The 25,791-nt window shown below is 71.0% G+C and carries 17 protein-coding genes; 10 read left to right on the forward strand and 7 right to left on the reverse strand.

The genetic code is table 11. The features are described 5' to 3' along the window. Nucleotides 1-9 precede the first annotated feature (9 nt). Nucleotides 10-210 carry a DUF6191 domain-containing protein gene (locus AMK31_RS15365; RefSeq protein ID WP_073941078.1) on the forward strand — a complete coding sequence of 67 codons (201 nt, stop codon included), beginning with the start codon at nt 10-12 and terminating at the stop codon, nt 208-210. 33 nt (nt 211-243) lie between these two features. Here AMK31_RS15365 and AMK31_RS15370 read toward each other — a convergent pair whose 3' ends face one another. Together AMK31_RS15370 and AMK31_RS15375 are read right to left on the reverse strand one after the other, a co-directional pair. After that, nucleotides 244-1,458: a PQQ-dependent sugar dehydrogenase gene (locus AMK31_RS15370; RefSeq protein ID WP_079186838.1), complete on the reverse strand. Its 1,215-nt coding sequence runs from the start codon at nt 1,456-1,458 to the stop codon at nt 244-246. A gap of 57 nt (nt 1,459-1,515) precedes the next feature. After that, nucleotides 1,516-2,514 carry an aldo/keto reductase gene (locus AMK31_RS15375; RefSeq protein ID WP_073941080.1) on the reverse strand — a complete coding sequence of 333 codons (999 nt, stop codon included), beginning with the start codon at nt 2,512-2,514 and terminating at the stop codon, nt 1,516-1,518. Nucleotides 2,515-2,589: 75 nt separating this feature from the next. Between AMK31_RS15375 and AMK31_RS15380 the strand changes: the two genes are divergently transcribed. The 6 genes from AMK31_RS15380 to serA all read left to right on the forward strand — a co-directional run bounded on the left by AMK31_RS15380 (nt 2,590) and on the right by serA (nt 12,565). Then, nucleotides 2,590-3,564, forward strand: a complete 975-nt coding sequence (locus AMK31_RS15380) for a 2-hydroxyacid dehydrogenase (RefSeq protein WP_073941081.1) — start codon at nt 2,590-2,592, stop codon at nt 3,562-3,564. 197 nt (nt 3,565-3,761) lie between these two features. Then, nucleotides 3,762-6,956 carry a putative bifunctional diguanylate cyclase/phosphodiesterase gene (locus tag AMK31_RS15390; protein WP_107468615.1) on the forward strand — a complete coding sequence of 1,065 codons (3,195 nt, stop codon included), beginning with the start codon at nt 3,762-3,764 and terminating at the stop codon, nt 6,954-6,956. Between the two features lie 236 nt (nt 6,957-7,192). Beyond that, nucleotides 7,193-9,046 carry an acetolactate synthase large subunit gene (locus AMK31_RS15395; RefSeq protein ID WP_073941083.1) on the forward strand — a complete coding sequence of 618 codons (1,854 nt, stop codon included), beginning with the start codon at nt 7,193-7,195 and terminating at the stop codon, nt 9,044-9,046. 25 nt (nt 9,047-9,071) lie between these two features. Beyond that, nucleotides 9,072-9,596: an acetolactate synthase small subunit gene (gene ilvN, locus AMK31_RS15400; RefSeq protein WP_003997672.1), complete on the forward strand. Its 525-nt coding sequence runs from the start codon at nt 9,072-9,074 to the stop codon at nt 9,594-9,596. A 112-nt stretch (nt 9,597-9,708) separates the two neighbouring features. Beyond that, nucleotides 9,709-10,707: a ketol-acid reductoisomerase gene (ilvC, locus tag AMK31_RS15405; RefSeq protein ID WP_073941084.1), complete on the forward strand. Its 999-nt coding sequence runs from the start codon at nt 9,709-9,711 to the stop codon at nt 10,705-10,707. A 268-nt stretch (nt 10,708-10,975) separates the two neighbouring features. Beyond that, entirely contained in the window at nt 10,976-12,565 is a 1,590-nt protein-coding gene (gene serA / locus AMK31_RS15410; RefSeq protein WP_073941085.1) for a phosphoglycerate dehydrogenase, read from the forward strand. A 63-nt stretch (nt 12,566-12,628) separates the two neighbouring features. On the opposite strand, the gene AMK31_RS15415 is transcribed toward serA, so the two are convergent. Beyond that, the gene (locus tag AMK31_RS15415; protein ID WP_079186839.1) at nt 12,629-14,194 is read right to left on the reverse strand and encodes an MFS transporter; all 1,566 of its coding nucleotides are present in this window, start codon (nt 14,192-14,194) and stop codon (nt 12,629-12,631) included. Between the two features lie 71 nt (nt 14,195-14,265). Between AMK31_RS15415 and AMK31_RS15420 the strand changes: the two genes are divergently transcribed. Beyond that, on the forward strand, nt 14,266-14,847 hold the full coding sequence (locus AMK31_RS15420; protein ID WP_073941086.1) for a TetR/AcrR family transcriptional regulator: 582 nt from the start codon (nt 14,266-14,268) through the stop codon (nt 14,845-14,847). A 7-nt stretch (nt 14,848-14,854) separates the two neighbouring features. Here the strand turns inward: AMK31_RS15420 and AMK31_RS15425 are convergent, their stop codons facing one another. The 3 genes from AMK31_RS15425 to AMK31_RS15435 all read right to left on the reverse strand — a co-directional run bounded on the left by AMK31_RS15425 (nt 14,855) and on the right by AMK31_RS15435 (nt 22,443). Next, nucleotides 14,855-16,240 carry an esterase/lipase family protein gene (locus tag AMK31_RS15425; RefSeq protein WP_073941087.1) on the reverse strand — a complete coding sequence of 462 codons (1,386 nt, stop codon included), beginning with the start codon at nt 16,238-16,240 and terminating at the stop codon, nt 14,855-14,857. Beyond that, nucleotides 16,227-21,071, reverse strand: coding sequence for a tetratricopeptide repeat protein (locus AMK31_RS15430; RefSeq protein ID WP_073941088.1), 4,845 nt, complete (start codon nt 21,069-21,071; stop codon nt 16,227-16,229). Before AMK31_RS15430 ends, AMK31_RS15425 begins: the two co-directional genes overlap by 14 nt. Nucleotides 21,072-21,219: 148 nt before the next feature. Beyond that, entirely contained in the window at nt 21,220-22,443 is a 1,224-nt protein-coding gene (locus AMK31_RS15435; protein WP_385310774.1) for a PucR family transcriptional regulator, read from the reverse strand. Nucleotides 22,444-22,585: 142 nt separating this feature from the next. On the opposite strand from AMK31_RS15435, the gene AMK31_RS15440 reads away from it, so the two are divergent. Together AMK31_RS15440 and pruA are read left to right on the forward strand one after the other, a co-directional pair. Then, on the forward strand, nt 22,586-23,512 hold the full coding sequence (locus AMK31_RS15440) for a proline dehydrogenase family protein (protein WP_073941090.1): 927 nt from the start codon (nt 22,586-22,588) through the stop codon (nt 23,510-23,512). 38 nt (nt 23,513-23,550) lie between these two features. Beyond that, nucleotides 23,551-25,182, forward strand: a complete 1,632-nt coding sequence (gene pruA, locus AMK31_RS15445; protein WP_073941091.1) for an L-glutamate gamma-semialdehyde dehydrogenase — start codon at nt 23,551-23,553, stop codon at nt 25,180-25,182. A 69-nt stretch (nt 25,183-25,251) separates the two neighbouring features. Here the strand turns inward: pruA and AMK31_RS15450 are convergent, their stop codons facing one another. Further along, nucleotides 25,252-25,782 carry a GNAT family N-acetyltransferase gene (locus AMK31_RS15450; protein WP_073941092.1) on the reverse strand — a complete coding sequence of 177 codons (531 nt, stop codon included), beginning with the start codon at nt 25,780-25,782 and terminating at the stop codon, nt 25,252-25,254. Nucleotides 25,783-25,791 lie beyond the last annotated feature (9 nt).

Below are 25,791 nucleotides of genomic sequence, written 5' to 3' on the forward strand. Positions count from 1 at the left end.
GGAGGCTCCGTGTTCAACCCCTTCGAGGAACTGTTCGCCCCGGGCCGCAAACACACCCGTGACGAGCAGAAGCGGCTGGAGCTGACCCGTGAGGACGTCGGGGACGCGGATCCGGGACGCGGGCCGATAGACCTCGCCTCCGGGAAGGTCGTCGTACGGCGATCCGGGCCGCGGAAGCCCGGCTCGCACGAGGACACCGAGGGGGAGTGAGGAGGCCGGGGCACGGGCGGCCCCGGGCCGGGATCAGCTCACCTTCAGCTCCAGGATCCGGTCGTCACCGTCCCCGGGGGAGCCGCGGCCGTCCGTCTCGCTGGTGACGAGCCAGAGCCTGTCGCCGCCCGCGGAGACCACCGTGCGCAGCCGCCCGTAGTCCCCTTCGAGGAAGGCCTGCGGGTCGGCCGAGGTCTCGGTGCCCTTCAGCGGGACGCGCCACAGACGCTGGCCGCGCAGGCCCGCCATCCATATCGATCCCTCGGCGTACGCGATGCCGCTGGGGGAGGCCTCGTCGGTGGTCCACTGGGCCGTCGGGTCACGGAAGGCGTCGTCGTCGGACCTGCCCTCCGCCTCCGGCCAGCCGTAGTTGCCGCCCGGCTTGACCGCGTTCAGCTCGTCCCAGGTGTCCTGGCCGAACTCGGCGGCGAACAGCCGTTGTTTGCCGTCCCAGGCGAGACCCTGCACATTGCGGTGCCCGTACGAGTACACGGGGGAGTCGGGGAACGGGTTGCCCGGGGCCGGTTCGCCCTCCGGGGTCAGCCGCAGGATCTTGCCGCCCAGGGAGTCCTTGTCCTGGGACAGGCCCTCCTCGCCGCTCTCGCCCGTGCCGACGTAGAGCATCCTGTCCGGGCCGAAGGCGATGCGGCCGCCGTTGTGCACGAAGCCCTTGGGGATGCCCCGGAAGACCGTGTCGGGGGCGCCGAGCTGTTCGCCCTCGGGCTTCTCCTCGTCGATGAGCATCCGCACGACGCGGTTGTCCGAGGCGGAGGTGAAGTAGGCGTAGACCATGTGGTCCGAGGCGTAGTCGGGGGAGAGAGCGAGGCCGAGCAGGCCGCCCTCGCCGGCCGCGGAGACGCCGGGCACCTCGCCCAACTCGGTCTTCTCGCCGGTCTTGCCGTCGACGCGGACGATCGTGCCGTCGTCGCGGGAGGAGACGAGCAGGTCGCCGTCCGGCAGCGGGGCGAGGCCCCAGGGGGTGTCCAGGCCCTCGGCGACGGTGCGGACGACCTTCACGGTGCCGGTCGCGGGCGGGGTCTTCTCGGCGGCGGGTCCGGAGGGCGACCGCGCGGCCGTACGGCTCGGGGTGGCCCGTTCACCGGCGCCCGGTTCTCCTCCGTCGTCACCGGAGGAGCAGCCGGCCGTCAGCACGAGGGCGGCCGCGGCCAACACGGCCGTCACAGCTCGACGTTGCACGATCTTGGTCCCTTCGACGCGGCGGTCTCCAGCGCAGCTTCTCCCTGTCATACACCGCTCGCGCCCCTCAGGTTCCCGTTCGCCGGGACCCGAACCGCCCGTCCGCCCTCAGTCCCAGGAACCCTGGGCTCTCGGCAGTCCCGCGATCTCCGCGAGGTCCTGCGGGGTCAGCCGCAGCTCCGCGGCGGCCGCGTTCTCGCCGGCCCAGCGTTCCCGCTTGGTGCCGGGGACCGGGACGACGTGGCGGCCCTGGGCGAGGGTCCAGGCCAGGGCGACCTGGGCGGGGGTGACCTCGGCACCGTGCCGGGCGGCGACGCGGCGCAGGCCGACCACTATGGGCTGGTTGGCGGCCATCATCTCGGCGGTGAAGCGGGGGTGGCGGGCGCGCATGTCGTCCGGTTCGAAGCCCTCGCCGGGGGTCAGCGTGCCGGTGAGGAAACCGTTGCCGAGCGGCATCGCGGCGAGGAAGCCGATGCCGCGGGTCTCGCACCAGGGGAGCAGGGTGTACAGGGCCTCCGGCGACCACACCGACAGCTCCGCCTCCACGGCGCTTATCGGGAACACCTGCTGGATCCGCTGGAGCTGGCGGACGGTCGCGTCGTACAGGCGGTTCCCGGACCGGCGTCCGCCCCGCGCCCCCACCGCGCAGAAGCCCAACGCCCGTACCTTCCCGGCCTGGACGAGTTCCGCCATCGCGCCCCAGGTCTCCTCGACCGGCACCTCGGGGTCGGCGCGGTGCAGCTGGTAGAGGTCGATCACGTCCGTCTGGAGCCGCCGCAGCGACGCGTCGCACGCCCGCTTCACATAGCCGGGGCGGCCGTTGGCCACGATGTGCTGCTCGCCCACCAGCAGCCCCACCTTGGTCGAGACGAAGGCCTCGGCCCGCCGCTCCTTGAGCACCCGGCCCACCAGCAGCTCGTTGGTGAAGGGGCCGTACATGTCGGCGGTGTCCAGCAGCGTCGCGCCCAGATCCAGCGCCCGGTGCACCGCCCTGACCGATTCGTCGCCCCGCTGCCTGGACGTGCTGTACGCCCAGCTCATCGGCATGCACCCGAGTCCGACTGCCCCCACCGCGAGTGCCGCCGCGCCGATCGTCCTGCGCTCCACCTGGTCGTGACCCTCCCTCTTGCGGCCCCCAACCTAACCTCTGCGCCCACGGGCCCCTGACATAGCCTCCTGACCATGACTGCTGACGTGTGGCTGCCCATCCCGCCGGAGGAGATCGAGGGGCTTCCGGAGGGCCCGGCGTACCGCTTCTGGAACGGTGCCGAAACCTTTCCCTCGGACCCCGCGGACTGCGTCTTCTACGTCGTCCCCTACATGAAGCCCGCCGGACTGGGGCAGCGTCCCCTGCCCGAGATGACCTCCCTGGAGGTGGTGCAGACGCTGTCCGCCGGCATCGACCACGTGGAGCCGGCGCTGGACCGGATCCGCGCGGGGGTGCGGCTCTGCAACGCGCGCGGGGTGCACGAGGCGAGCACCGCCGAGCTGACCCTGACGCTGATCCTGGCCTCCCTGCGGGGGATCCCCGACTTCGTGCGGGCCCAGGACCGGGGTGAGTGGCGTGGCGGGTTCCGGCCCGCGCTGGCCGACAAGAACGTCCTCATCGTGGGCTACGGCTCGATCGGATCAGCCATCGAGGACCGGCTCGAACCCTTCGAGGTGGCGCGGGTGGCGCGCGTCGCGCGCTCAGGGCGCACCACGGCGCGCGGGCCCGTGCATCCGCTCACCGACCTGCCCGCCCTGCTCCCGGACGCGGACGTCGTCGTGCTGTCCACCCCGCTGACCGACGCCACACGGGGCCTCGTCGACGCCGAGTTCCTCGCGCGGATGAAGGACGGAGCGCTGCTGGTGAACGTGGCCCGCGGCCCCGTCGTCGACACGAAGGCGCTGCTCGGCGAGCTGGAGGGCGGCCGGATCACCGCGGCCCTCGACGTCACGGACCCCGAGCCGCTGCCGCCGAACCACCCCCTGTGGCGGGCGCCGGGCGTGCTGATCAGCCCGCATGTCGGCGGACCCACGTCCGCGTTCCTGCCCCGCGCCAAGCGGCTCCTGGTGGACCAGTTGAGCCGTTTCGTGAACCGGCGGCCGCTGCGCAACGTGATCCTTACGACGGGCCCCGACGGGACCGGTGATCCGGGGACGGCAGTCGTGTAATCCGATTCGGGCACCCTCCGCGATCTCACGGATGCGGTCCGTACCCGCGTTCCCGCTGGTGGTCACGGAGCGTAGAGAACCTATGTCCCTGAGTGACGATACTGGTGTATCGTCCCGACAGGGGTTGCGCCGCCACCGTTCGGCGCCGGGGATGGACATTTCAGACTGCGAGGGGGGCGACGGGCGATGCACGGCCTATGGACCAACGATCCGACTCGGCGGGGCCGCCGGCGGCGACCCTGGCGCACGGCCACGCGCAGACGCGGCCACCACGCCGGTCATGGCGGCCACCACGGCAACCACAACCACAGTCCTCACCACCGCCGGTACGGCAGCCGCAGGCGGCACGCCTATCCGGCCCAGCGGGACCCGCGGGACGCGGGCTCGGCGCCGCGGACCGGGAGGGACCGGTGAACGCGCCCTCGGCCCCCACCACCCTCGACAGGCGTCTGCGGGCCCAGCGCGCCCCGGGTGCGCTGCGGCCGGGGCCGCCCGCCGCGCGCCGCGGACCGCGGCCGGTCCACCAGCTGCTGCTGGCGCTGCTGTGCGCGGCCTACGCCGTCGGTTCCGCGTTCGGCTGGGGCTCGGCCCAACTCGCCCTGATCATGGGGGACTTCGGGCTGGCCGCGGCGGCCGGCGCCGCAGCGGTGTCCTGCCTCGCCTACGCCCGCAGCCGCCGGGTCCGCTTCCGGCCCGCCTGGCTGCTGTTCGCGCTGTCCTCCGCGATGGCGGCGATGGGCAACCTGGTCTGGGGCTGGTACGAGGTCGTCCTGGGGCGGCCCGTGCCCAGCCCCTCCTACGCCGATCTGTTCTTCCTGTGCTTCGCGCCGCCCGCCATCGTGGGCCTGCTGGTCCTCGCCAAGCGGCCGGTGACGAAGGCGGGCTGGGTCTGCCTGGCGCTGGACGCCTGGCTGATCGGCGGCTCGCTGCTCACCCTGTCGTGGAGCCTGGCGCTGGCGCAGGCGGCCAAGGGCGGCGGACCCGGCGTGGCCCACACCGCGCTGTCGCTCGCCTACCCGCTGCTCGACATCGCCCTGGTCAGCATGGTGCTCGCGCTGCACTTCCGGCGCACCGGCACGCACCGCTCCGCCGTCAACACCGCCATCGGGGCGCTCGCCCTGACGGTGATGTGCGACGCGCTGTTCACCTCGCCGCTGCTGCACCACAGCTACCGCTCGGGCCAGCTGCTGGACGCGGGCTGGTTCGCCGGCTCGCTGCTCCTGGCGTACGCCCCCTGGGTGGCGCCCCGGCAGGGCGAGGAGCAGCACACCCGCGTGGTGCACGAGCACGTGCCCGGCCACCGCGGCCCGGTCCACCACCCGAACGGACCGGTGCCGCCGGGCGAGCACAGCCGCTACGCGGCCACCCGCCCGCTCACCGGCTCGCTGGCCGCCCTCACGCCGTACCTCGCCGCCGCCGTGTGCACATTGGGCATCCTCTACAACGTGCTCAACGGCCGCAGCGTCGACCGCGTGGTGCTGCTCACCGGCGGCACCGTGGTGCTCGCGCTGGTGGTGCGCCAGGGGATCATGCTGCTCGACAACATCACCCTCACCCAGGAGCTGGCGCAGAAGGAGAACCACTTCCGCTCCCTGGTGCAGGGCTCCAGCGACGTCATCATGATCGCCGCGCCCAACGGCATCCTGCGGTACGTCTCCCCGGCCGCCGCCGGGGTCTACGGACGTCCCGCCGAGGACCTGGTGGGCTCCGAACTGGCCGATCTCATCCATCCGGAGGACCTGGGCTGCGTGGTGCACGAGGTGCGCCGCTTCCTCGCCGCCAGTCCCCTGGAGGAACCCACGACCCGCATCGAGTGCCGTTTCCGGTCCGGGGAGGGCGGCTGGCTGAACGTCGAGTCGACCGTCAACCGGCACCACGGCGGCCTGATCTTCAACAGCCGGGACGTGACCGAGCGCGTTCGCCTGCAGGCGCAGTTGCAGCACAACGCCGAGCACGACCCGCTCACCGACCTGCCCAACCGGGCGCTGTTCACCAAGCGCGTCCAGCAGGCCCTGTCCGGCCGCCGCGCCTCCGACCGGGGCGCCCTGCGGGGCACGGCCGTGCTCTTCATCGACCTGGACGGCTTCAAGGCCGTCAACGACACCATCGGGCACCAGGCCGGGGACGAACTCCTCGTGCAGGCCGCCCGCAGACTCCAGGAGGCCGTCCGTCAGGGCGACACCGCCTCCCGGCTGGGCGGCGACGAGTTCGCGGCCCTGATCGTCGGCGACGGCACCCGTGACCGCGCCGCCCGTGAACGCAACATCCTGGAGCTCGCCGACCGCCTCAGGGTGAAGCTTTCGCAGCCGTACGTCATCGACGGCAACGACGTCCGGGTCGCCGCCTCCATCGGGGTCGCCTTCGCCGAGCCCGGCCTCGGCGCGGGCGAGCTGCTGCGCAACGCCGACCTGGCGATGTACCGGGCCAAGTCGGCCGGCAAGGGCCGGGTCGAGCTGTACAAGCCGCAGATGCAGCAGGACGTCGTACGCAAGGCGGAGCTGGCCACCCGGCTGCGGGCCGCGCTGCACGACGGTGAGTTCACGCTGCTGCACCAGCCGGTGGCGCGGCTGGCGGACGGCCGGATCTCGTCGGTCACCGCACAGGCGCGCTGGCGGTCCTCGCAGGGGGTGCTGTTCACGCCGGCCGAGTTCCTGCGGGTGGCCGAGGACAGCGACAAGACCGCCGAGCTGGACCGCTGGATGATCCAGGAGGCCGTCGAGCAGGCCGCCGAGCGCGCCGCGAGCGGGCTCACCGTGCCGGTGTCGGTGCGGATGACCGCCCGCAGGCTGCTGGACCGCTCGATGCCCGTGGGCTCGGTCGAGGCGCTGCTCACCCGCCACGGACTGCCGTCGGGATCGTTGGTCATCGAGCTGTCGGACATCGATCAGCGGATCCCGCTGGACGAGCTGGAGCGCCGGCTGAGCGGTCTCAGGCGGCTCGGCGTGCGGATCGCGCTGGACGGCTTCGGCACCGGCTGCCCGGCCGTCACCGCGCTTCGGCGGCTCCCGCTGGACGTGCTGAAGCTCGACCGCGGCCTGGTCGAGGGCGTCGTCGAGTCCGCGCGGCTGCACAAGATCACCAGTGGGCTGCTGCGGATCGCCGGGGACCTCGGGCTGAAGTCGGTGGCCGAGGGCGTGGATCTGCCCGAGCAGGTCGTCGCGCTGCGCTCGATGGGCTGCACGCACGGGCAGGGCATGGCCTTCGCCGGTCCGCTGGACGAGTACCGGCTGCGCCGGGCGCTCGGATCCGGCCACTTTCCGGTGCCGCACGGACCGGCCGAACCCGCTCTGGCGGGCGGCGGTGCGGGGGTGTACACGGGTGGCGTGACCGCCGTCTTCGGAGGCGGGACGGCCCTCCGCTCACATAATGAGACTCCCGTCCCACCTACTTGACAGTGGGTGCGTGCCGGGGGGAGGGTCAGTGCCATGCGCACCCGAATTCTCGTACTTGGACAGCGCGTCGGCTGAGCTGGGACCCACCGGAGGAGATCCGGAAACCCCAGCGACCTCACCGGCGCGCTCCCCTCGCTTGCCTTTCGGCACGAGGGGTTTTTTGTTGCACAGGCACCTGTCGTACAGCAGTCGTACACCGCACAAAACTCGCAAAAACCCTCAGCATCGAGAAGAGAATGCCGATGACCGAGCAGGCCACCGGGGCCCATCCGCAGCCGCGGCCCCGATCCGGAGGACAGCAGTCCGCCCCCGAGCACGTCACGGGTGCGCAGTCCCTCATCCGCTCTCTCGAGGAGGTCGGCGCCGACACGGTATTCGGTATTCCCGGCGGCGCCATCCTTCCGGCGTACGACCCGCTGATGGACTCCACCAAGGTGCGGCACGTCCTGGTCCGCCACGAGCAGGGCGCCGGCCACGCCGCCACCGGTTACGCCCAGGCCACCGGCCGCGTCGGCGTCTGCATGGCGACCTCCGGCCCCGGCGCCACCAACCTGGTCACCCCGATCGCCGACGCGCACATGGACTCCGTGCCGCTGGTCGCGATCACCGGCCAGGTCGCCTCCTCGGCGATCGGCACGGACGCCTTCCAGGAGGCGGACATCGTCGGCATCACCATGCCGATCACCAAGCACAACTTCCTGGTCACCAAGGCCGAGGACATCCCGCGGGTGATCGCGCAGGCGTTCCACATCGCCTCCACCGGCCGCCCCGGCCCGGTCCTGGTCGACATCTCCAAGGACGCGCTCCAGGCGAAGACCACCTTCTCCTGGCCGCCCACCATGGACCTGCCCGGCTACCGGCCCGTCACCAAGCCGCACGCCAAGCAGATCCGCGAGGCCGCCAAGCTGATCACCGCCGCCAAGCGGCCGGTGCTCTACGTCGGCGGCGGCGTCCTCAAGGCGAAGGCCACCGCCGAGCTGAAGGTCCTCGCCGAACTCACCGGAGCGCCCGTCACCACCACCCTGATGGCGCTCGGCGCGTTCCCCGACAGCCACCCGCTGCACGTGGGAATGCCGGGCATGCACGGTGCGGTCACCGCCGTCACCGCGCTGCAGAAGGCCGACCTGATCGTCGCCCTCGGCGCCCGCTTCGACGACCGCGTCACCGGCAAGCTGGACAGCTTCGCCCCGTACGCCAAGATCGTCCACGCCGACATCGACCCCGCCGAGATCGGCAAGAACCGCGCCGCCGACGTGCCGATCGTCGGTGACGCCCGCGAGGTCATCGCCGACCTCATCCAGGCCGTCCAGAAGGAGCACAGCGAGGGCCACCAGGGCGACTACTCCGCCTGGTGGAAGGACCTGAGCCGCTGGCGCGACACCTACCCGCTCGGCTACGACCAGCCCGAGGACGGCTCGCTCTCCCCGCAGCAGGTCATCGAGCGCATCGGCCGGCTCGCCCCGGAGGGCACGATCTTCGCGGCGGGCGTCGGCCAGCACCAGATGTGGGCCGCGCACTTCATCCAGTACGAGAAGCCCGCCACCTGGCTGAACTCCGGCGGCGCCGGAACCATGGGCTACGCGGTCCCGGCCGCCATGGGCGCCAAGGCCGGAGCGCCGGACAAGGCGGTCTGGGCGATCGACGGCGACGGCTGCTTCCAGATGACCAATCAGGAGCTCACCACCTGCGCCCTGAACAACATCCCGATCAAGGTCGCCATCATCAACAACGGCGCCCTCGGGATGGTCCGCCAGTGGCAGACCCTGTTCTACAACCAGCGGTACTCCAACACCGTCCTGCACTCCGGCCCGGACCACGACGGCAAGGCGCCCGGCCAGGGCACCCGCATCCCCGACTTCGTGAAGCTGTCGGAGGCCATGGGCTGCTACGCGATCCGCTGCGAGGACCCGGCCGACCTCGACAAGGTCATCGAGGAGGCGAACTCGATCAACGACCGTCCGGTCGTCATCGACTTCATCGTCCACGAGGACGCGATGGTGTGGCCGATGGTCGCCGCCGGCACCTCCAACGACGAGATCATGGCCGCCCGGGACGTCCGCCCCGACTTCGGCGACAACGAAGACGACTGAGAGCCGTAGGTAAAGGAAGCAGACCATGTCCAAGCACACGCTCTCCGTCCTGGTGGAGAACACGCCCGGCATCCTGGCCAGGATCGCCGCCCTGTTCTCCCGCCGCGGCTTCAACATCGACTCGCTCGCCGTCGGTGTCACCGAGCACCCCGACATCTCCCGCATCACCATCGTGGTGAACGTCGAGGACCTGCCGCTGGAGCAGGTGACCAAGCAGCTCAACAAGCTGGTCAACGTGCTCAAGATCGTCGAGCTGGAGCCCGGTTCGGCCGTTCAGCGGGAACTCGTTCTGGTGAAGGTGCGCGCCGACAACGAGACGCGCTCCCAGATCGTGGAGATCGTTCAGCTGTTCCGCGCCAAGACGGTCGACGTCTCCCCGGAGGCCGTCACCATCGAGGCCACCGGCTCCAGCGACAAGCTGGAGGCCATGCTGAAGATGCTGGAGCCGTTCGGCATCAAGGAGCTGGTCCAGTCCGGCACCATCGCGATCGGCCGCGGCGCGCGCTCCATCACGGACCGCTCGCTGCGCGCCCTCGACCGAAGCGCCTGATCCGCTCCACGGGCGGTCGAGCGACCGCCCGTATACCGAGACCCCCGAACTTCCCCTCCCCCCGCCGTCATACGGTGGGACGCAACACCTGCACACAAGGAGAGAACCCAAAGTGGCCGAGCTGTTCTACGACGCCGACGCCGACCTGTCCATCATCCAGGGCCGCAAGGTCGCGGTCATCGGTTACGGCAGCCAGGGCCACGCCCACGCCCTGTCGCTGCGTGACTCGGGTGTCGACGTCCGCGTCGGTCTGCACGAGGGCTCCAAGTCCAAGGCCAAGGCCGAGGAGCAGGGCCTGCGCGTGGTGACGCCGTCCGAGGCCGCCGCCGAGGCCGACGTCATCATGATCCTCGTCCCGGACCCGATCCAGGCCCAGGTCTACGAGGAGCACATCGCCCCGAACCTGAAGGACGGCGACGCGCTGTTCTTCGGTCACGGCTTCAACATCCGCTTCGGCTTCATCAAGCCCCCGGCCGGCGTCGACGTCTGCATGGTCGCCCCGAAGGGCCCGGGCCACCTGGTCCGCCGCCAGTACGAGGAGGGCCGCGGCGTTCCCTGCATCGCCGCCGTCGAGCAGGACGCCACCGGCAACGCCTTCGCGCTCGCCCTGTCGTACGCCAAGGGCATCGGCGGCACCCGCGCCGGTGTCATCAAGACGACCTTCACCGAGGAGACCGAGACCGACCTGTTCGGCGAGCAGGCCGTCCTCTGCGGTGGCACCGCCGCCCTGGTGAAGGCCGGCTTCGAGACGCTGACCGAGGCGGGCTACCAGCCGGAGATCGCCTACTTCGAGTGCCTGCACGAGCTGAAGCTGATCGTGGACCTCATGTACGAGGGCGGCCTGGAGAAGATGCGCTGGTCGATCTCCGAGACCGCCGAGTGGGGCGACTACGTCACCGGCCCGCGGATCATCACCGACGCCACCAAGGCCGAGATGAAGAAGGTCCTCGCCGAGATCCAGGACGGCACCTTCGCCCAGACCTGGATGGACGAGTACCACGGCGGTCTGAAGAAGTACAACGAGTACAAGCAGCAGGACGCCGAGCACCTGCTGGAGACCACCGGCAAGGAGCTGCGCAAGCTCATGAGCTGGGTGAACGAGGAGGCGTAAGCCTCATCCGAGGGGCTGTCGTCGCCGACGACAGCCCCTTCGGCGAACCAGGGGTAACGTCGAAGAAGAAGGCGTTGTCCATCCCGTCCAGCCACGGACGGGTGATCCTTCCGCAGAGGCGCAAGACGCCCTCCGCCACGCCACTACACTTCTGCACAACATACGCGTCAGGCCCACAGCGTCGTGCGTCTTCCACGCGGCTAAGCCCCTCCTCCGCCTGCGGCCGTCGGGACGGCCGTCCGCACGCATTGGACTTGTGAGGACTCACGTGAGCTCGAAACCTGTCGTACTCATCGCTGAAGAGCTGTCGCCCGCCACCGTGGACGCGCTCGGTCCGGACTTCGAGATCCGGCACTGCAACGGCGCGGACCGGGCAGAGCTGCTGCCGGCCATCGCCGACGTCGACGCCATCCTGATCCGCTCCGCCACCAAGGTGGACGCCGAGGCGATCGCCGCCGCGAACAAGCTGAAGGTCGTCGCGCGAGCCGGCGTCGGCCTGGACAACGTGGACGTCTCCGCCGCCACCAAGGCCGGCGTGATGGTCGTCAACGCCCCCACCTCCAACATCGTGACCGCCGCCGAGCTGGCCTGCGGTCTGATCCTCGCCACCGCCCGCAACATCCCGCAGGCCAACGCCGCGCTGAAGAACGGCGAGTGGAAGCGCAGCAAGTACACCGGTGTCGAGCTGGCCGAGAAGACCCTCGGCGTCGTCGGCCTCGGCCGCATCGGCGCGCTCGTCGCGCAGCGCATGTCCGCCTTCGGCATGAAGGTCGTCGCCTACGACCCCTACGTGCAGCCCGCGCGGGCCGCCCAGATGGGCGTGAAGGTGCTGTCGCTGGACGAGCTGCTCGAGGTCTCCGACTTCATCACCGTCCACCTGCCCAAGACCCCGGAGACGGTCGGTCTGATCGGCGACGAGGCGCTGCGCAAGGTCAAGCCGAGCGTGCGGATCGTCAACGCCGCGCGCGGCGGGATCGTCGACGAGGAGGCGCTGTACTCCGCCCTCAAGGAGGGCCGGGTCGCCGGTGCCGGTCTCGACGTGTACGCGAAGGAGCCCTGCACGGACTCCCCGCTGTTCGAGTTCGACCAGGTCGTCGCCACGCCGCACCTGGGCGCCTCCACCGACGAGGCGCAGGAGAAGGCCGGTATCGCCGTCGCCAAGTCCGTCCGCCTCGCGCTCGCCGGTGAGCTGGTCCCGGACGCGGTGAACGTCCAGGGCGGCGTCATCGCCGAGGACGTCAAGCCGGGTCTGCCGCTCGCCGAGCGCCTGGGCCGGATCTTCACCGCGCTCGCCGGCGAGGTCGCGGTCCGCCTCGACGTCGAGGTGTACGGCGAGATCACCCAGCACGACGTGAAGGTGCTGGAGCTGTCCGCGCTCAAGGGCGTCTTCGAGGACGTCGTCGACGAGACGGTGTCCTACGTCAACGCCCCGCTGTTCGCGCAGGAGCGCGGCGTCGAGGTGCGGCTGACCACCAGCTCCGAGTCGCCGGACCACCGCAACGTGGTCACCGTGCGCGGCACCCTGTCGGGCGGCGAGGAGGTGTCGGTGTCCGGCACGCTGGCCGGCCCGAAGCACCTCCAGAAGATCGTCGCCGTCGGCGACTACGACGTGGACCTCGCGCTCGCCGACCACATGGTCGTGCTGAAGTACGAGGACCGTCCGGGCGTCGTCGGCACCGTCGGCCGGGTCATCGGCGAGGCGGGCATCAACATCGCGGGCATGCAGGTGGCCCGGGCCGCCGTGGGCGGCGAGGCGCTGGCCGTGCTGACCGTCGACGACACCGTGCCGGCCGCGGTGCTGGCCGAGGTGGCGGCGGAGATCGGCGCGACGTCGGCGCGGTCGGTCAACCTGGTCTGAGGTGACCGTCCCCCGGGGGCTGCCGCCCCCGGGCCCCGCTTCGGCCCTGAACGGGCCTCGTCCTCAAGCGCCGGACGGGCTGATTTCGCCCGTCCGGCGCTTTTGCGTGCCGCCTGTGCTTGCCTCTGTGCCACCTGCGCCCGGCCGCAGCGTGACAGCCGCCAGGACCGCCCCCGCGGCCAGCAGGACCGCCCCCGCGATCCCCGCCGCCCGCATGCCGTCGGTGAACGCCTCGCGAGCGGCGGCCGCCAGGGCGTCTCCCGCGCGCCCCGGCAGCCGCCCGGCGACCGCCAGCGCCCCGCCCAGCGTCTCGTGGGCCGCGTCCGGGGCCGACGACGGGATGCCACGCCGGTACACCGCCGTGCCGATCGAGCCGAGCACCGCCATCCCCAGGGCGCCGCCGAACTCCGTGCCGGTCTCCAGCAGGGACGAGGCGGAACCGGCGCGTTCGACCGGGGCGGCGCCGAGGGCCAGGTCCGTCATCTGCGACATCACCATCACGATCCCGCAGGCCAGCACCCCGCACGCGGTCAGCACCAGCACCAGCGCGTCCGTGTCGGCGAGGGCCAGCAGCGCGTACCCGCTCGCGGCGACCGCGAAGCCCGCCGTGACCACCCGGCCACGCGGCACGCCCCGCTGGACGAGCCCCGTCGCGAAGGGCGCCGCGAAACCGATCGGCACCGAGGGGAGCAGCGCCCACAGGGCGGCCTCCATCGCGCTCTTGCCGAGCACCGACTGCAGATACTGCGTGGTGAAGAACGCCGAGCCCATCATCCCGAAGGCGGAGAGCAGGTTGAGAGCCACGGCGGGGCCGAAGCCGTGGCCCCGGAACAGCGCCGGGGAGATCATCGGGTGCGCGGCGGTGCGCTGCCGGTGCACGAACAGGGCCGCGAAGAGCAGGCCGACGGTGATCGCGACGACGTAGCGGACGTTCCAGCCTTCCGAGGGGATCTCCTTCAGGCCGTAGATCACGGGGAGGACGGCGGCCAGCGACAGCGGCACGCTCGGCCAGTCGTAGCGGCCGGGCTCCGGGTCGCGGGCCTCCGGGAGCAGGACCGGGCCCAGCACCAGCAGCAGTGCCATCGCGGGCAGGTTGATCAGGAACACGGAGCCCCACCAGAAGAACTCCACCAGCACGCCGCTCAGCACCGAGCCGAGGGCGACGCCGGCCGTCATCACGCCCGACCACAGCGCGATCGCCTTCGCCCGCCGGCCGGGGTCGGTGAACATCGTGCGGATCAGGCCGAGCGTCGACGGCATCAGGGTCGCCCCACCGATGCCGAGCACCGCGCGGGCCGCGATCAGCGTCTCGGCACTGTCCGCGTACGCCGCCGCGAGCGAGGCGGCGCCGAAGGCGGCGGCGCCGATCAGCAGCAGCCTGCGCCGCCCGACGCGGTCGCCGAGCGAGCCCATCGTCATCAGGAGCCCCGCCAGCACGAACGCGTAGATGTCGAAGATCCACAGCTGCTGGGTGCCGGTCGGGGCGAGGTCGGCGCTGATCGCCGGGATCGCGAAGTACAGGACGGAGACGTCCATCGAGACCAGCAGCAGCGGGAGCATCAGCACGCCGAGGGCGGTCCATTCACGACGGCCGGCGCGGGGTGGGGTGGGCTGGGGGTTCGTTGTCATGGCGGCGACTGTACGGACGTCTTATACGCTTGTCTAGTACGGTCGTATAGATCGGGCGCTACGCTGACCGCATGGGACACCGCGAAGATCTGCTCGAAGGCGCCAAGCGCTGCCTGCTCGCCAAGGGGTTCGCGCGCACGACGGCGCGGGACATCGTCAAGGAGTCGGGGACGAACCTGGCGTCCATCGGCTACCACTACGGCTCGAAGGACGCGCTCCTCGCGCAGGCGTACGTCTCGCTCGTCGAGGGGATGGGCGACGCTTTCGACGGCGGCGGCGAGCTGCGGGGCGAGCCCGGCTCCCTCGAACGGTTCCGGGACGTGTGGTCCAACATCATCGCGACCATGCGGGAGCCCGGTTCGATCTGGCACCTGAGCATGGAGATCGTCGTGATGGGTGATCAGATGCCCGAGGTGCGCGACCTCCTGGCGCAGGCGCAGCGGGAGGCCGGGCGCGGCCTCGTCCCGCTGCTGATGGGCGGCGCGGAGGAGGACGTCAGCGACGAGACCGCGGACACCCTCGGCCAGTTCCTCGTCACCCTGATGACCGGCATCATCGCCCAGTGGACGTTCGACCCGAACACCGCCCCCGACGCGGACCGGCTGACGGAAGGCCTGCGCCGGCTGATCGAGGGTGCCACCAAGGCGGGCTGAGGCGCGGCTACGTCCAGACCAGGGTGTCCGCGCTCACCGGGGAGAGCCGCGCACCGGGCGCGGCGCTCACGGCGGTCACGGCGTGGGCACCCGGGGGCAGGTCCTCGAAGACCGCCTCGACGGGCTCGGAACCGGCCGTGACAACCCGTGCCTGCTCCGGCCGGCGCAAGTCGCCGACGACCAGGCGCACCGCGGCCCGCGAACCGTCGGCCGTGGCCAGCCGTACGGTCAATTTCTCCCCGGCGATGACGAGTTCGGGCACGTCGAGCCGAAAGCCGCTGGTCTCGGGGGCCCGTACGACGACGGGGCTGGCGGTGAGGATGCCCTCCAGCTCGTCGAGCGCGGCCGCGTTGCGGTGGATGTTGCCGTGCCGGTCGGGGACGCGGCGCAGGAGGTTGCTGTCCATGGGGACGTCGGCGCGGCAGGCCCCGACGATCGGGACGGTGCCGTCGCCGAAGAGGTTCTCGGCGGTGTAGACGGGGTGGAGGGTGACACCGCCGCCGGGGGTGAGGGTGGCGGTGGTCGGGGTGTTCTGCTGGGTGCCGACGATCGCGTGGGTCGTGGTGAGCGAGGCGGGGCGGGCGGCCTCGGCCTCGCGCAGCCGGTCGTGGAAGCGCATGGCGTCGGCGGCCTGCTTCCGGTCCACGCCCGGTATGTCGATCTCCGTGGTCTTGGCGAGGGTGCCGGCGTGCTCGATGCAGGCGTACTCCGGCAGCAGCTGATGCAGCGACGGCATGCTCCGGGCGAACTCGGTCAGGTCCACGGACAGCGGCCCGATCCCCTTGCGCACTCCGTTGAGGAGCTGGCCCAGCGCCTGGACCGCGCCGCGGTACGGGGTGCCGAAGGTGATGAGCTTGCGGGTGTGCTCCGCGCCGCCGCAGTGCTCGACGTACCAGCGGGCCACCAGGCCACCCATCGAGTGGCAGACGAAGACGAGCCGGGCGTCGGCGTACCGACCGCCCTGGGCGCGCCAGCGGGCGAGGGCCGGTTCCACGATGCCGACGAGGCGACGGCCGTTGTAGCGGTTGGACAGGCGCCAGTCGTAGGGGACGGGGAGGAGGTTGCCCGGGGGCGCCTCAGGGTCGGGCTCGGCGGTGCAGTCGCGGTAGCCGAGAGCGCGGAGGCGGTCCAGGAGGATGTCGTAGCCCTTGACCGGGGTCCAGACGCCGGGGATCACATGCACGTCCTGGGCCAGGTCGACGGGTTCCACACCGTCACCGGGATGCTCGTCGCCCAAGCCCTCCGGGAGCCGGAGGCGGGTGAGGGAGGCGCCCAGCGTCTTGATCGCGGTGAGGACCGCGCCTGCGGTGGGGGACCAGACGAGGCCGTCGGGGCTGCGAAGGGTGCTGCCGGTTATGCCGGGGAGGACGACGATCAGGTCAGTCGGTGGCATCTGATTCGTCCTCCGCGTCCTTCGGCGTGGTCATGAGGGTGGTGAGGGTGGGGATGAGGGGGAGTACGGCCTGGTGGTGGCGGGCGATTTCGGCGAGGTCGTTGATCCAGGTGGGGGCTGCGTCGGGGGTGTAGGCGTGGGCCGAGGCGATGAGTTCTGATGCGGCTTCGGCGTTGTCCTCGATGACTGCCGAGACAGCAAGGTAGAACTCGGCCGTGGCAGCTTGGGCGGCGTTATCCGCAGTGAGGCGTGCCAGGTATGCCGTTGCTGCGAGGGCGGACGGGTCGAAGTCTCGGGCCAGGGCGCCGAGGAGGGCAGGGAACCGCGACCAGTCGGCCAGGGCGTCCAGAGCCGGCTCGTGTGCTTCGAGGGACGCCAGGTGCAGGAGGGCGGCCGCTTGGTTGTACTCGGTCGGCGGTGCATCGGGGTCGGAGGCGTCGAGCAGCTCGGAGAGTGTTTCCTGGACGGTTTCGCCCAGCAGGTCGTTGCGTCGCTCGGCGAGCAGGTCGCGCTGCGTCGCCGGGGCGGCCCGGGCGAACTCTCTCAGGAGGATTCCGTGGAGCAGGGGGCGGTACGCGGCCTCGGCACCGTGGGCGCGGGCGTTCAGGCGCAAGGCTCGGTAGCGCTGTGCCTCCTCCTCATTGATGCCGAGCAGGACCTCGTCCACAGCGGCGTCAGTCTCAGGCGCGAGGATCTCGGGATGCGCGGCGAGGTGATCGCGCTCCGCTTCGTACGTCTCGGTTTCGATCCATGCCATGACCCCATGCAGCAGCTCGCTGTCCAGCGTGGACCAGCGGGGTGGCTTCGCGCCCGTCAACCGTGACCAGGCGTCGTCGAATGCCGCGGGGGCGACGGCTCGGTGTCGGCGGACCTCCGTGTGCAGCGTGGCGCGCCTGGGCTGGGGGAGGGAAGCGCTCAGGCGGTCGCAAGTCACGAGCCATTCGATCGCTTGCGGGTCGCCGGCTGGCGCGGTGGTTGCCCGGGCCAGCAGCAGCATCGCGGTATGGCTTGCAGGGGCTCCGTCCAGTATGTCCGCCCAGATGTCATCGGCGGAGCGCCCTAGTGTGGCGTAGAGGGCGCTGAGCTTGTTGAGGCTACTGGCGAGGTGGGGCAGGTGGGTGGGGTTTTCGTCGGCGAGTTTGCGGTGTAGGTGTACGGCTTCTTCGGTGGGTGGGAGAGCTTGGGCGTGTTGTCCGAGGTCGCTATAGCAGTGGCCGAGGTTGTCCAGGCTGTTGGCGAGGTAGGCGAGGCTAGGGAAGTGGGTGGGGTTTTCGTCGGCGAGTTTGCGGCGCAGGTGTACGGCTTCTTCGGTGGGTGGGAGAGCTTGGGCGTGTTGTCCGAGGTCGCTATAGCTGATGCTTAGGTTGTTGAGGCTGCTGGCGAGGTCAGGGAGATGGGAGGGGTTCTCCTCGGCGAGGCTGCGGTAGAGGGCGGTGGCCTCTTCGGCGGGCGGCAGGGCCTCGGCGTACCGGCCCAGGTCGCTGTAGCGAACGCTGAGGTTGCTCAGGACTCCAGCGAGGTCGGCGAGGTGGGCAGGGCTTTGTTCGGTGAGGCTGCGGTAGAGGGCGGTGGCCTCTTCGGCGGGTGGCAGGGCCTCGACATACCTGCCCAGGTCGCTGTAGTGGATGCCGAGGTTGCTGAGGCTGCTGGCGAGGCTCGAGAGATGAACGCGGTTTTCGTTGGCGAGGGCGCGGCGCAGGTGTACGGCTTCTTCGGTTGGTGTGAGGGCTTTGACGTGCTGTCCGAGCTCGCCGTAGCGGATGCCGAGATTGTTGAGGGCGCTGGCGAGGTCGGGAATATAGGCCGGGTTCTCCTCGGCGAGGGCGCGGCGCAGGTGCACGGCTTCCTCGGTCGGCGGGAGTGCCTCGGCATACCGGCCGAGGTTGCTGTAGCAGACGCCAAGGTTGTTGAGGGATCCCGCGAGCTTGGGGAGGTAGGCCGGGTTCTCTTGGCTGACGGTCCGGAGGAGGGCGATGGCCTCCTGAGTGGGCGGGAGTGCCTCGGCGTACTGGCCGAGGTTGCTGGAGCGGGCGCCGAGGTTGCTCAGGGCGCTGGCGAGGTCGGGAATGTAGGCCGGGTTCTCCTCGGCGAGCATGCGGCGTAGGTGTACGGCTTCTTCGGTGGGCGGAAGGGCTTTGGCATGTTGTCCGAGCTCGCTGTAGCGGACGCCGAGGTTGTTCAGGCAGCTGGCGAGATCTGGGAGCTGGGAGGGGTTCTCCTTGGCGAGGCTCCGGTAGAGGACGGTGGCTTCTTCGGTGACTGGGAGCGCCTCTCGATACTGGCCGAGTTCGCTGTGGCGGATGCCGAGATTGTTGAGGCTGCTGGCGAGGCTGGAGAGATGAACGGGGTTTTCGTCGGCGAGCATGCGGCGCAGGCGCACGGCCTCCTTCGCCAACGGCAGGGCTTCGGCATGTTGTCCGAGGTTGCTGTAGCGGATGCCTAGGTTGTTGAGGCTGCTGGCGAGGCTGGAGAGGTGGGCGGGGTTTTGTTCGGCGAGGTTGCGGTAGAGCGTGGTGGCTTCTTCGGCGGGCGGAAGCGCCTCGAGGTGTCGTCCGAGGCTGCCAAAGCAGACGCCGAGGCTGTCGAGGGCGTCGGCGAGGTCCGACAGGTAGAAGGCATTCTGTTCGGCCAGGGCTTGATACAGCTGGACGGCGTGCAATGCGACCGGCAGGGCGTCCTGCCACCGCCCCCAGTACCCGAACCGATCGCTGACCAGCGAGTCCGCCAGCCCCAGATCCGGCAGCAGCTCGACGCTCTCCTCCACCAGCGACGACAGGAGTTCGACCCCTGCCGGCCCCGCCTCCGCCGCATGCCGCCAGGCGTACAGCCACAGATAGTGCGGCTCGTCAGCGGGAATTCCCGCCTCCAGCAGCGTCCGATACCGCCCCGCCATCGCCTCGGCGACCTTCGACGCCTCCGGGTTGAACGGCTCCTCCGCCGACCCCCGGTACGGGGGGCGCAAGTGGTCGGCCAGGCTCTGGTGTGCCATCCGGTAGACGGCGACGTTCGCCTCCCCGTCCTGGATGATGTGCCGCCCCAACTGGTCCAGCACCCAGCCGATGTCCTCCCGGGTGACCTCGACCCCCTCGGGCGCCTCGGCGTTCGCGACCGCGAGCCACTCCGCTTCCGGGAAGCCGGCGCCGTACCCCCATGTCAGCGCGCGCAGAAGGCTGCGCGCGAGGGCGACCGGCGACCCCTCACCGTCCGCTGCGCGATGCCCCGGCACGGACACCGTCGCCAGATCGATGTCCAGGGCCTCCTCCACCGAGTGGCTGACCTCCTCCGTCCACCGCTCCGCCGACGTGTCCACAGGAGCGGCGACCAACTGGTCGGACACCAGCCTGGCCAGCAGGAAGGTGTGCTGAGTGGTGTCGTCGGCGTCCGCGCCGAAGAGATGCGCCGCGATGGCATCGGCGTCCATTCGGGCGTCCACACCCCGCAGCCGTAACCGCACGTACTCCGCGAGGTCCTCCTGGCCCTGTCGCCGTACGGCCTCCTCGTCCAGGTCGATGCCCGGGCCCTCCGGCGTCAGGGCCGCGACCAACGGGAGCTGTCCCTCGCCCCGTTGCATCTCCCGCGTGGACACGATCACCGTGGCGTACCGGGACAGCCGTGTCAGCAGGTCGTCGGCGATGGTGAATGCCTCGCCGCGGGCCTCGTCCAGGCCGTCCACGACGAGGACGGGCCTCCGTGCCCCCTCCTCGACGGCCCGCTGCACTTCGCCCACCAGCTCGCTCGCGTTGCGTCGGGCTTCCTGCGGGGTCAGCAGTCCGCACTGCACCAGTTGCCCGGCGAGCACGTCCGCCGCCAGGTCAGCCGTCAGCCCGCGGGCATGGACGTGTGCCGAGACCGACCGCTCCTCCGGCAGCTCATGGCTCCACGTGTGCCCGTCCGCGAGCAGCCGCCCACGCTCGTCGGGGTTGGACAGGCTGACGACCCGGCCCACGATCGCCGACTTCCCGGTTCCGGCCGACCCGGTGACGACATACAGTCCGGGTTGCCGGTCGCGCACCCAGGCGACGACCTGGTTCACCTCCGCCGTACGGCCCGTGAACCACGTTTGCTCGTTCAGCGGTGCCCCGCTGCGTGCCGCCCGCAGCAGGTGCTCGACCACCTGCTCGGGGGCGCCGGGCCGGTAGAGCGGGTTGGCGAACATCCACCAGGCGTTGCCCCTGGACTGGAAGTCCGGTGACTGCGCCGCGCTGTCCCACTCCTTGAGCACGGCGTCGCAGACGTCGTCGCCGCGGACGTACTTGTTGTGGACGGACCAGCGCACCCGCAGTTCGGGAAGATCCGGGCCGGAGCGCAGGACCTTTCGCAGCCGCTCGCCGAACAGCCCGTCTCGGGCGGTCTCCAGTGTCAGACACGAGGTGACGACCCCCACCCAGACCTGTCGTGCGTCCTGGGTGGCCCGCATGATCTGCGTGGCCAGGTCGCCCGCGGGGATGGCCTCACCCGCGAAGCAGGTGTCGAACACGAACAGCAACTGGTTCGCGCCGGACAGGGCGCACGGGCCGACGACGTCGGCGACGCCCAGTCCGTCGTCGGCGTCCGCGCCGCTGTCGGTCGCGGGCAGCCGCAGTCCGGCGGCGGAGGGAACGCCGTGGCCGCTCCAGACGACGACCAGGGGGCCACCGTCCAGTGAGCGTTTGAGGGACTTCAGGAAGGTCCGCAGGTCCGTTTCGGTGGGGTTCTTGAGTATCTGCCCCTCGAAGGTCTCGTTCAGCAGTTCGGAGAGGGCTTCGACATCGCTCACCGCGTGGGCGAGCGGCCGATGGGCCTTTGTGGTGTACTCGTTGATCCCGATGCCGGCCAGCCGTCCGTCGGACACGGCTCATCCCCCGGTTTCGTGCCTCAGCGCGGGCCTGCCGCCACGCTGTGCGAGCAAGTATCGGGCCAGGCACAACGGGACGCACCGGAAACGCTGCGGAAAATCCGTCCCACCCGGGTCGGCTCAGCACCCGTACTCGGCGGCACGGTCAGGTGCCGCCCCCGGCGTCCTGCAGCCGCGCCCCCTTCAACGCCATGTGCAGCAGCAGCCGGTCCTCCCCGTCGTCCAGGTCCAGGCCCGTCAGCTGTTCCACGCGTGACAGGCGGTAGTAGAGCGTCTGCCGGTGGATGCCCAGTTCGGCGGCGGTGCGGCCGGCCTGGCCCGCGCGGTCCAGGTAGACCTCGGCGGTGCGGGCCAGCTCCTGGTGGGCGGGGGAGAGCAGTGCGGCGACCGCCGGGTCGTGGGCGGCCTCCGACGGGAGTGCGGTGAGCAGCCGGTACGGACCGATGGACGTCCACTCCGCGACCGGGCCGAGTTGGGGCTCCGCCAGGGCGGCGCGGGCCGCCGCCGAGGCCTCCTGCCAGGAGGTGCCCAGCTCGGCGAGGCCGGCGCGCGGCTCGCTCACCCCGGCCGCGCGGGCGCCCTCGCGCAGCAGCCGGGACGCCGTGCTCAGCGCCGGGGCGGTGGCGTCCGCGGCACGCAGCCGGACCAGGGCGGCGAGGCTCTGCCCCGTGACGCCCCACGGCACCGTGCACAGGGCGGTCGTGTGCGGGATCGCCCGTGCCGAAGGGGCGTCGTCCGGGTCCGCCGACGGCCAGGGCGCCACGCACACCACGGCATGCGGGCCGTCGCCGCGCGGGCCCAGCGCGGTGCGCAGGGCGGCCACCGCCATGTCGCGCTGCCAGCCGCGTTCGGCGGTCAGCACCGCGCGCAGCTCCCGGGTGAGGTCGGCGCCGTGCTGCGCCTCGTCGGCGAGCAGTGCCCCGATCCGCCCGGTCACCTCCATGGCGGCCGTCAGCTGTGGCTCGGTCGGGCCCGGCTCGTCCTCCAGCAGCCACACGTAGCCGAGGACGACACCCCGATGGCGTACCGGCAGGCAGATCCGCCCCCGGTACACCCCGGCCTCCGGTGTCGGCGGGATGCGGACCGGGCCGGTCGCCCGGGTGATGCCGAAGCCCTCGAACCAGGCGCGGACGGCGGCCGTGGAGCGCCGGGTGAGGATCGAGCGGGTGCGCACCGGGTCCAGCGCCGAGGCGTCCAGCTCGCCCTCACTGTCGTAGGCCCCGAAGGCGATCAGCTCGAAGTCGCGGTTCTCCAGCGTCGCCGGGGCGCCCAGGAGCTCCGAGATCTCGTCGACCAGCTCCTGGTAGTCACCCTTGTAATCCGACGTCACCGGGGCATTGTCCCGCATTTCCGCGCCGCCTTCATACATCTGTCTGAGATCTCCGGCACGGATGCGTGACAGCTGTCGATGGCAGACGATCGGAGTAATCCTTAGGTTTCACGGTGGTTCTCCGTGCCGTACCTGATTCGCCAGGTTTCGGCCGATGGTTGGTTGTATGTGGAGGTGCCCCGTGCTGGGTCCCGTGATTCTCGCCGCGTCGCGAAGCGACCGGATGCGCCGCCTGATCTCGGCGGCCCCGGTGACCAAGCAGGTCGTCGACCGCTTCATCCCCGGTGAGACCGTCGGCGACATCGTGCCGATCATCAAGGACCTCACGGCCAAGGGCCTGGAGCTGACGATGGACGTCGTCGGCGAGGACATCACCACCCCCGAGCAGGCCACCGCCGCCCGCGACGCCTACCTGGAGCTGATCGACCAGCTCAAGGACCTGGGGCTCGGCGAGCGCGTCGAGATGTCGGTGAAGCTGTCCATGTTCGGGCAGGCGCTGGAGGACGGCCACGAGCTCGCCCTCGCCAACGTCCGCCCGGTCGTCGAGGCCGCCGCCGCGATCGGCACCACGGTCACGCTCGACGCCGAGGACCACACCACCCTCGACTCGATGTTCGCCATCCACGACGAGCTGCGGAAGGACTTCCCGCAGACCGGCTGCGTCATTCAGGCCTACCTGTTCCGCACCGAGGCCGACGCCCGCCGCCTCGCCGCGAACGGCAGCCGGGTGCGGATCGTGAAGGGCGCGTACAAGGAGCCCGCCGAGGTCGCCTACCAGCAGAAGCCGGAGATCGACAAGGCGTACGTGCGCGTCCTGAAGATCCTGATGGAGGGCGAGGGGTACCCGATGATCGGGTCCCACGACCCGCGCCTGATCTCCATCACACAGGAGCTGGCCCGGCGCGCCGGGCGCAAGCTCGACGAGTACGAGTTCCAGATGCTGTACGGCATCCGCAGCGACGAGCACCTGCGGCTGGCCGCGGAGGGCCACCGCATGCGCGTATACACCGCCTACGGCACCGACTGGTACGGCTACTTCATGCGCCGCCTGGCGGAGAAGCCGGCCAACCTCCAGTTCTTCCTGCGCTCGATGGTCAGCAAGGGCTGAGCCCGAACACACCCGCTCAGTAAGGAGTTACGGAACCCATGGACGCTGTGACCCAGGTCCCCACCCCCGTCAACGAGCCGGTGAACGGCTACGCCCCCGGCTCGCCCGAGCGCGCCCGCCTGGAGGTCAAGCTCAAGGAGCTGGCCGAGAACCCGATCGACCTGCCGATGACCATCGGCGGCGAGAAGCGGATGGGCGGCGGTGAGGCCTTCCAGGTCGTGCAGCCGCACAACCACAAGGCCGTCCTCGGCACCTACCGCAACGCCACCAGGCAGGACGCCCAGGACGCCATCGACGCCGCCCTGGCCGCCGCCCCGGCCTGGCGCGCCATGTCCTTCGACGACCGCGCCGCGATCATCCTGCGCGCCGCCGAGCTGCTGGCCGGACCGTGGCGCGAGACCCTGGCCGCGTCCACCATGCTGGGCCAGTCCAAGACCGCCCAGCAGGCCGAGATCGACACCCCCTGCGAGCTGGTCGACTTCTGGCGCTTCAACGTCCACTACGCCCGCCAGATCCTGGCCGAGCAGCCCCCGGCCAACTCGCCGGGCGTGTGGAACCGCCTGGACCACCGCCCGCTGGAGGGCTTCGTCTACGCGATCACCCCGTTCAACTTCACGGCGATCGCGGGCAACCTGCCGACGGCCCCGGCCCTGATGGGCAACGTCGTCGTGTGGAAGCCGTCCCCGACGCAGACCCACGCCGCCGTGCTGCTGATGCAGCTGCTGGAGGAGGCGGGCCTGCCCAAGGGCGTCATCAACCTCGTCACCGGTGACGGCCTCGAGGTCTCCGAGGTGGCGCTGAACCACCGCGACCTGGCCGGCATCCACTTCACCGGCTCGACCAAGACCTTCCAGTACCTGTGGAAGACGGTCGGCGCCAACATCGAGAAGTACCGCGCGTACCCGCGCCTGGTCGGCGAGACCGGCGGCAAGGACTTCGTCGTCGCCCACCCGAGCGCCGACCGCGCCGTCCTGAAGACCGCCCTGACCCGCGGTGCCTTCGAGTACCAGGGCCAGAAGTGCTCCGCGACCTCCCGCGCGTACATCCCGGCGTCCATCTGGAACGACGGCTTCAAGGAGGAGTTCGCCGCCGAGGTCGACTACATCACCATGGGTGACGTCACCGACCTGTCGAACTTCATCGGCGCCGTCATCGACGAGCGCGCCTTCGCCAAGAACAAGGCCGCCATCGACCGCGCCAAGAACGACCCGTCCTGCACGATCGTCGCCGGCGGCTCCTACGACGACTCGGTGGGCTACTTCGTCCGCCCGACCGTCATCGAGTGCACCGACCCGGAGAACGAGGTGTTCACCACCGAGTACTTCGGCCCGATCCTCGCCGTGCACGTCTACGAGGACGACAAGTACGACGAGATGCTGACCCAGATGGAGTCGGTGTCCGACTACGCCCTCACCGGCTCGGTCATCTCGGGCGACCGCGCGGCCGCCGCGTACACGATGGAGAAGCTGCGCTACGCCGCGGGCAACTTCTACATCAACGACAAGTCGACCGGCGCCGTCGTCGGCCAGCAGCCCTTCGGCGGCGGCCGCGCCTCCGGCACCAACGACAAGGCCGGCGCCCCGCAGAACCTGCAGCGCTGGACCCTGACCCGCGCCATCAAGGAGACGCTGGTCCCGCCGACCGACTACACCTACCCGCACATGGGCTGAGCCCTCACCGGGCACTGAGACGGGCCGGGTCCTGCACGGGACCCGGCCCGTCCGCGTGCGGCCGGGGCACTACCGAGCCGTGAGGCGGTACAGGACGCTGCGGCGCAGCGGCCCCTCGGGGACGTTCGGGTCGTCGAAGTCGTCCGCCGGGTCGCAGGTCATGCCCAGGCGCTCCATGACGGCCCGCGAGCGCCGGTTGGCGGGCACGGTGACGGCGAGGATCTCCGGCAGGTCCAGCTCGGCGAAGCCGAAGCGGAGCACCGCGCGGGCGGCCTCCGTGGCGTAGCCGTGGCCCCAGGCGGAGCGGGCCAGCCGCCAGCCCGCCTCCACACCCGTGAACGGCTGGCCCTCCTCCACCGGGTCCAGGCCCGTGAAGCCGATGAACTCGCCGGTGCCGCGCACCTCGACCGCCCAGAACCCCCAGCCCCGCGCTTCGAGGTCGGCCCGGAAACGGGCGGCACCGGCGTCGGTCCGCTCACGGCTGGGGATGCCGGGCAGGTACCGGCGCACCTCCGGATCGGTGTTCAGCGCGAACCACGGGTCGAGGTCGGAGTCGCGCCAGGAGCGGAGCAGCAGGCGTTCGGTGCGAAGTTCGGTCATGGGGGCACC

Source organism: Streptomyces sp. TSRI0107 (genome assembly GCF_001905845.1).
In the GTDB taxonomy this organism is placed as follows: domain Bacteria; phylum Actinomycetota; class Actinomycetes; order Streptomycetales; family Streptomycetaceae; genus Streptomyces.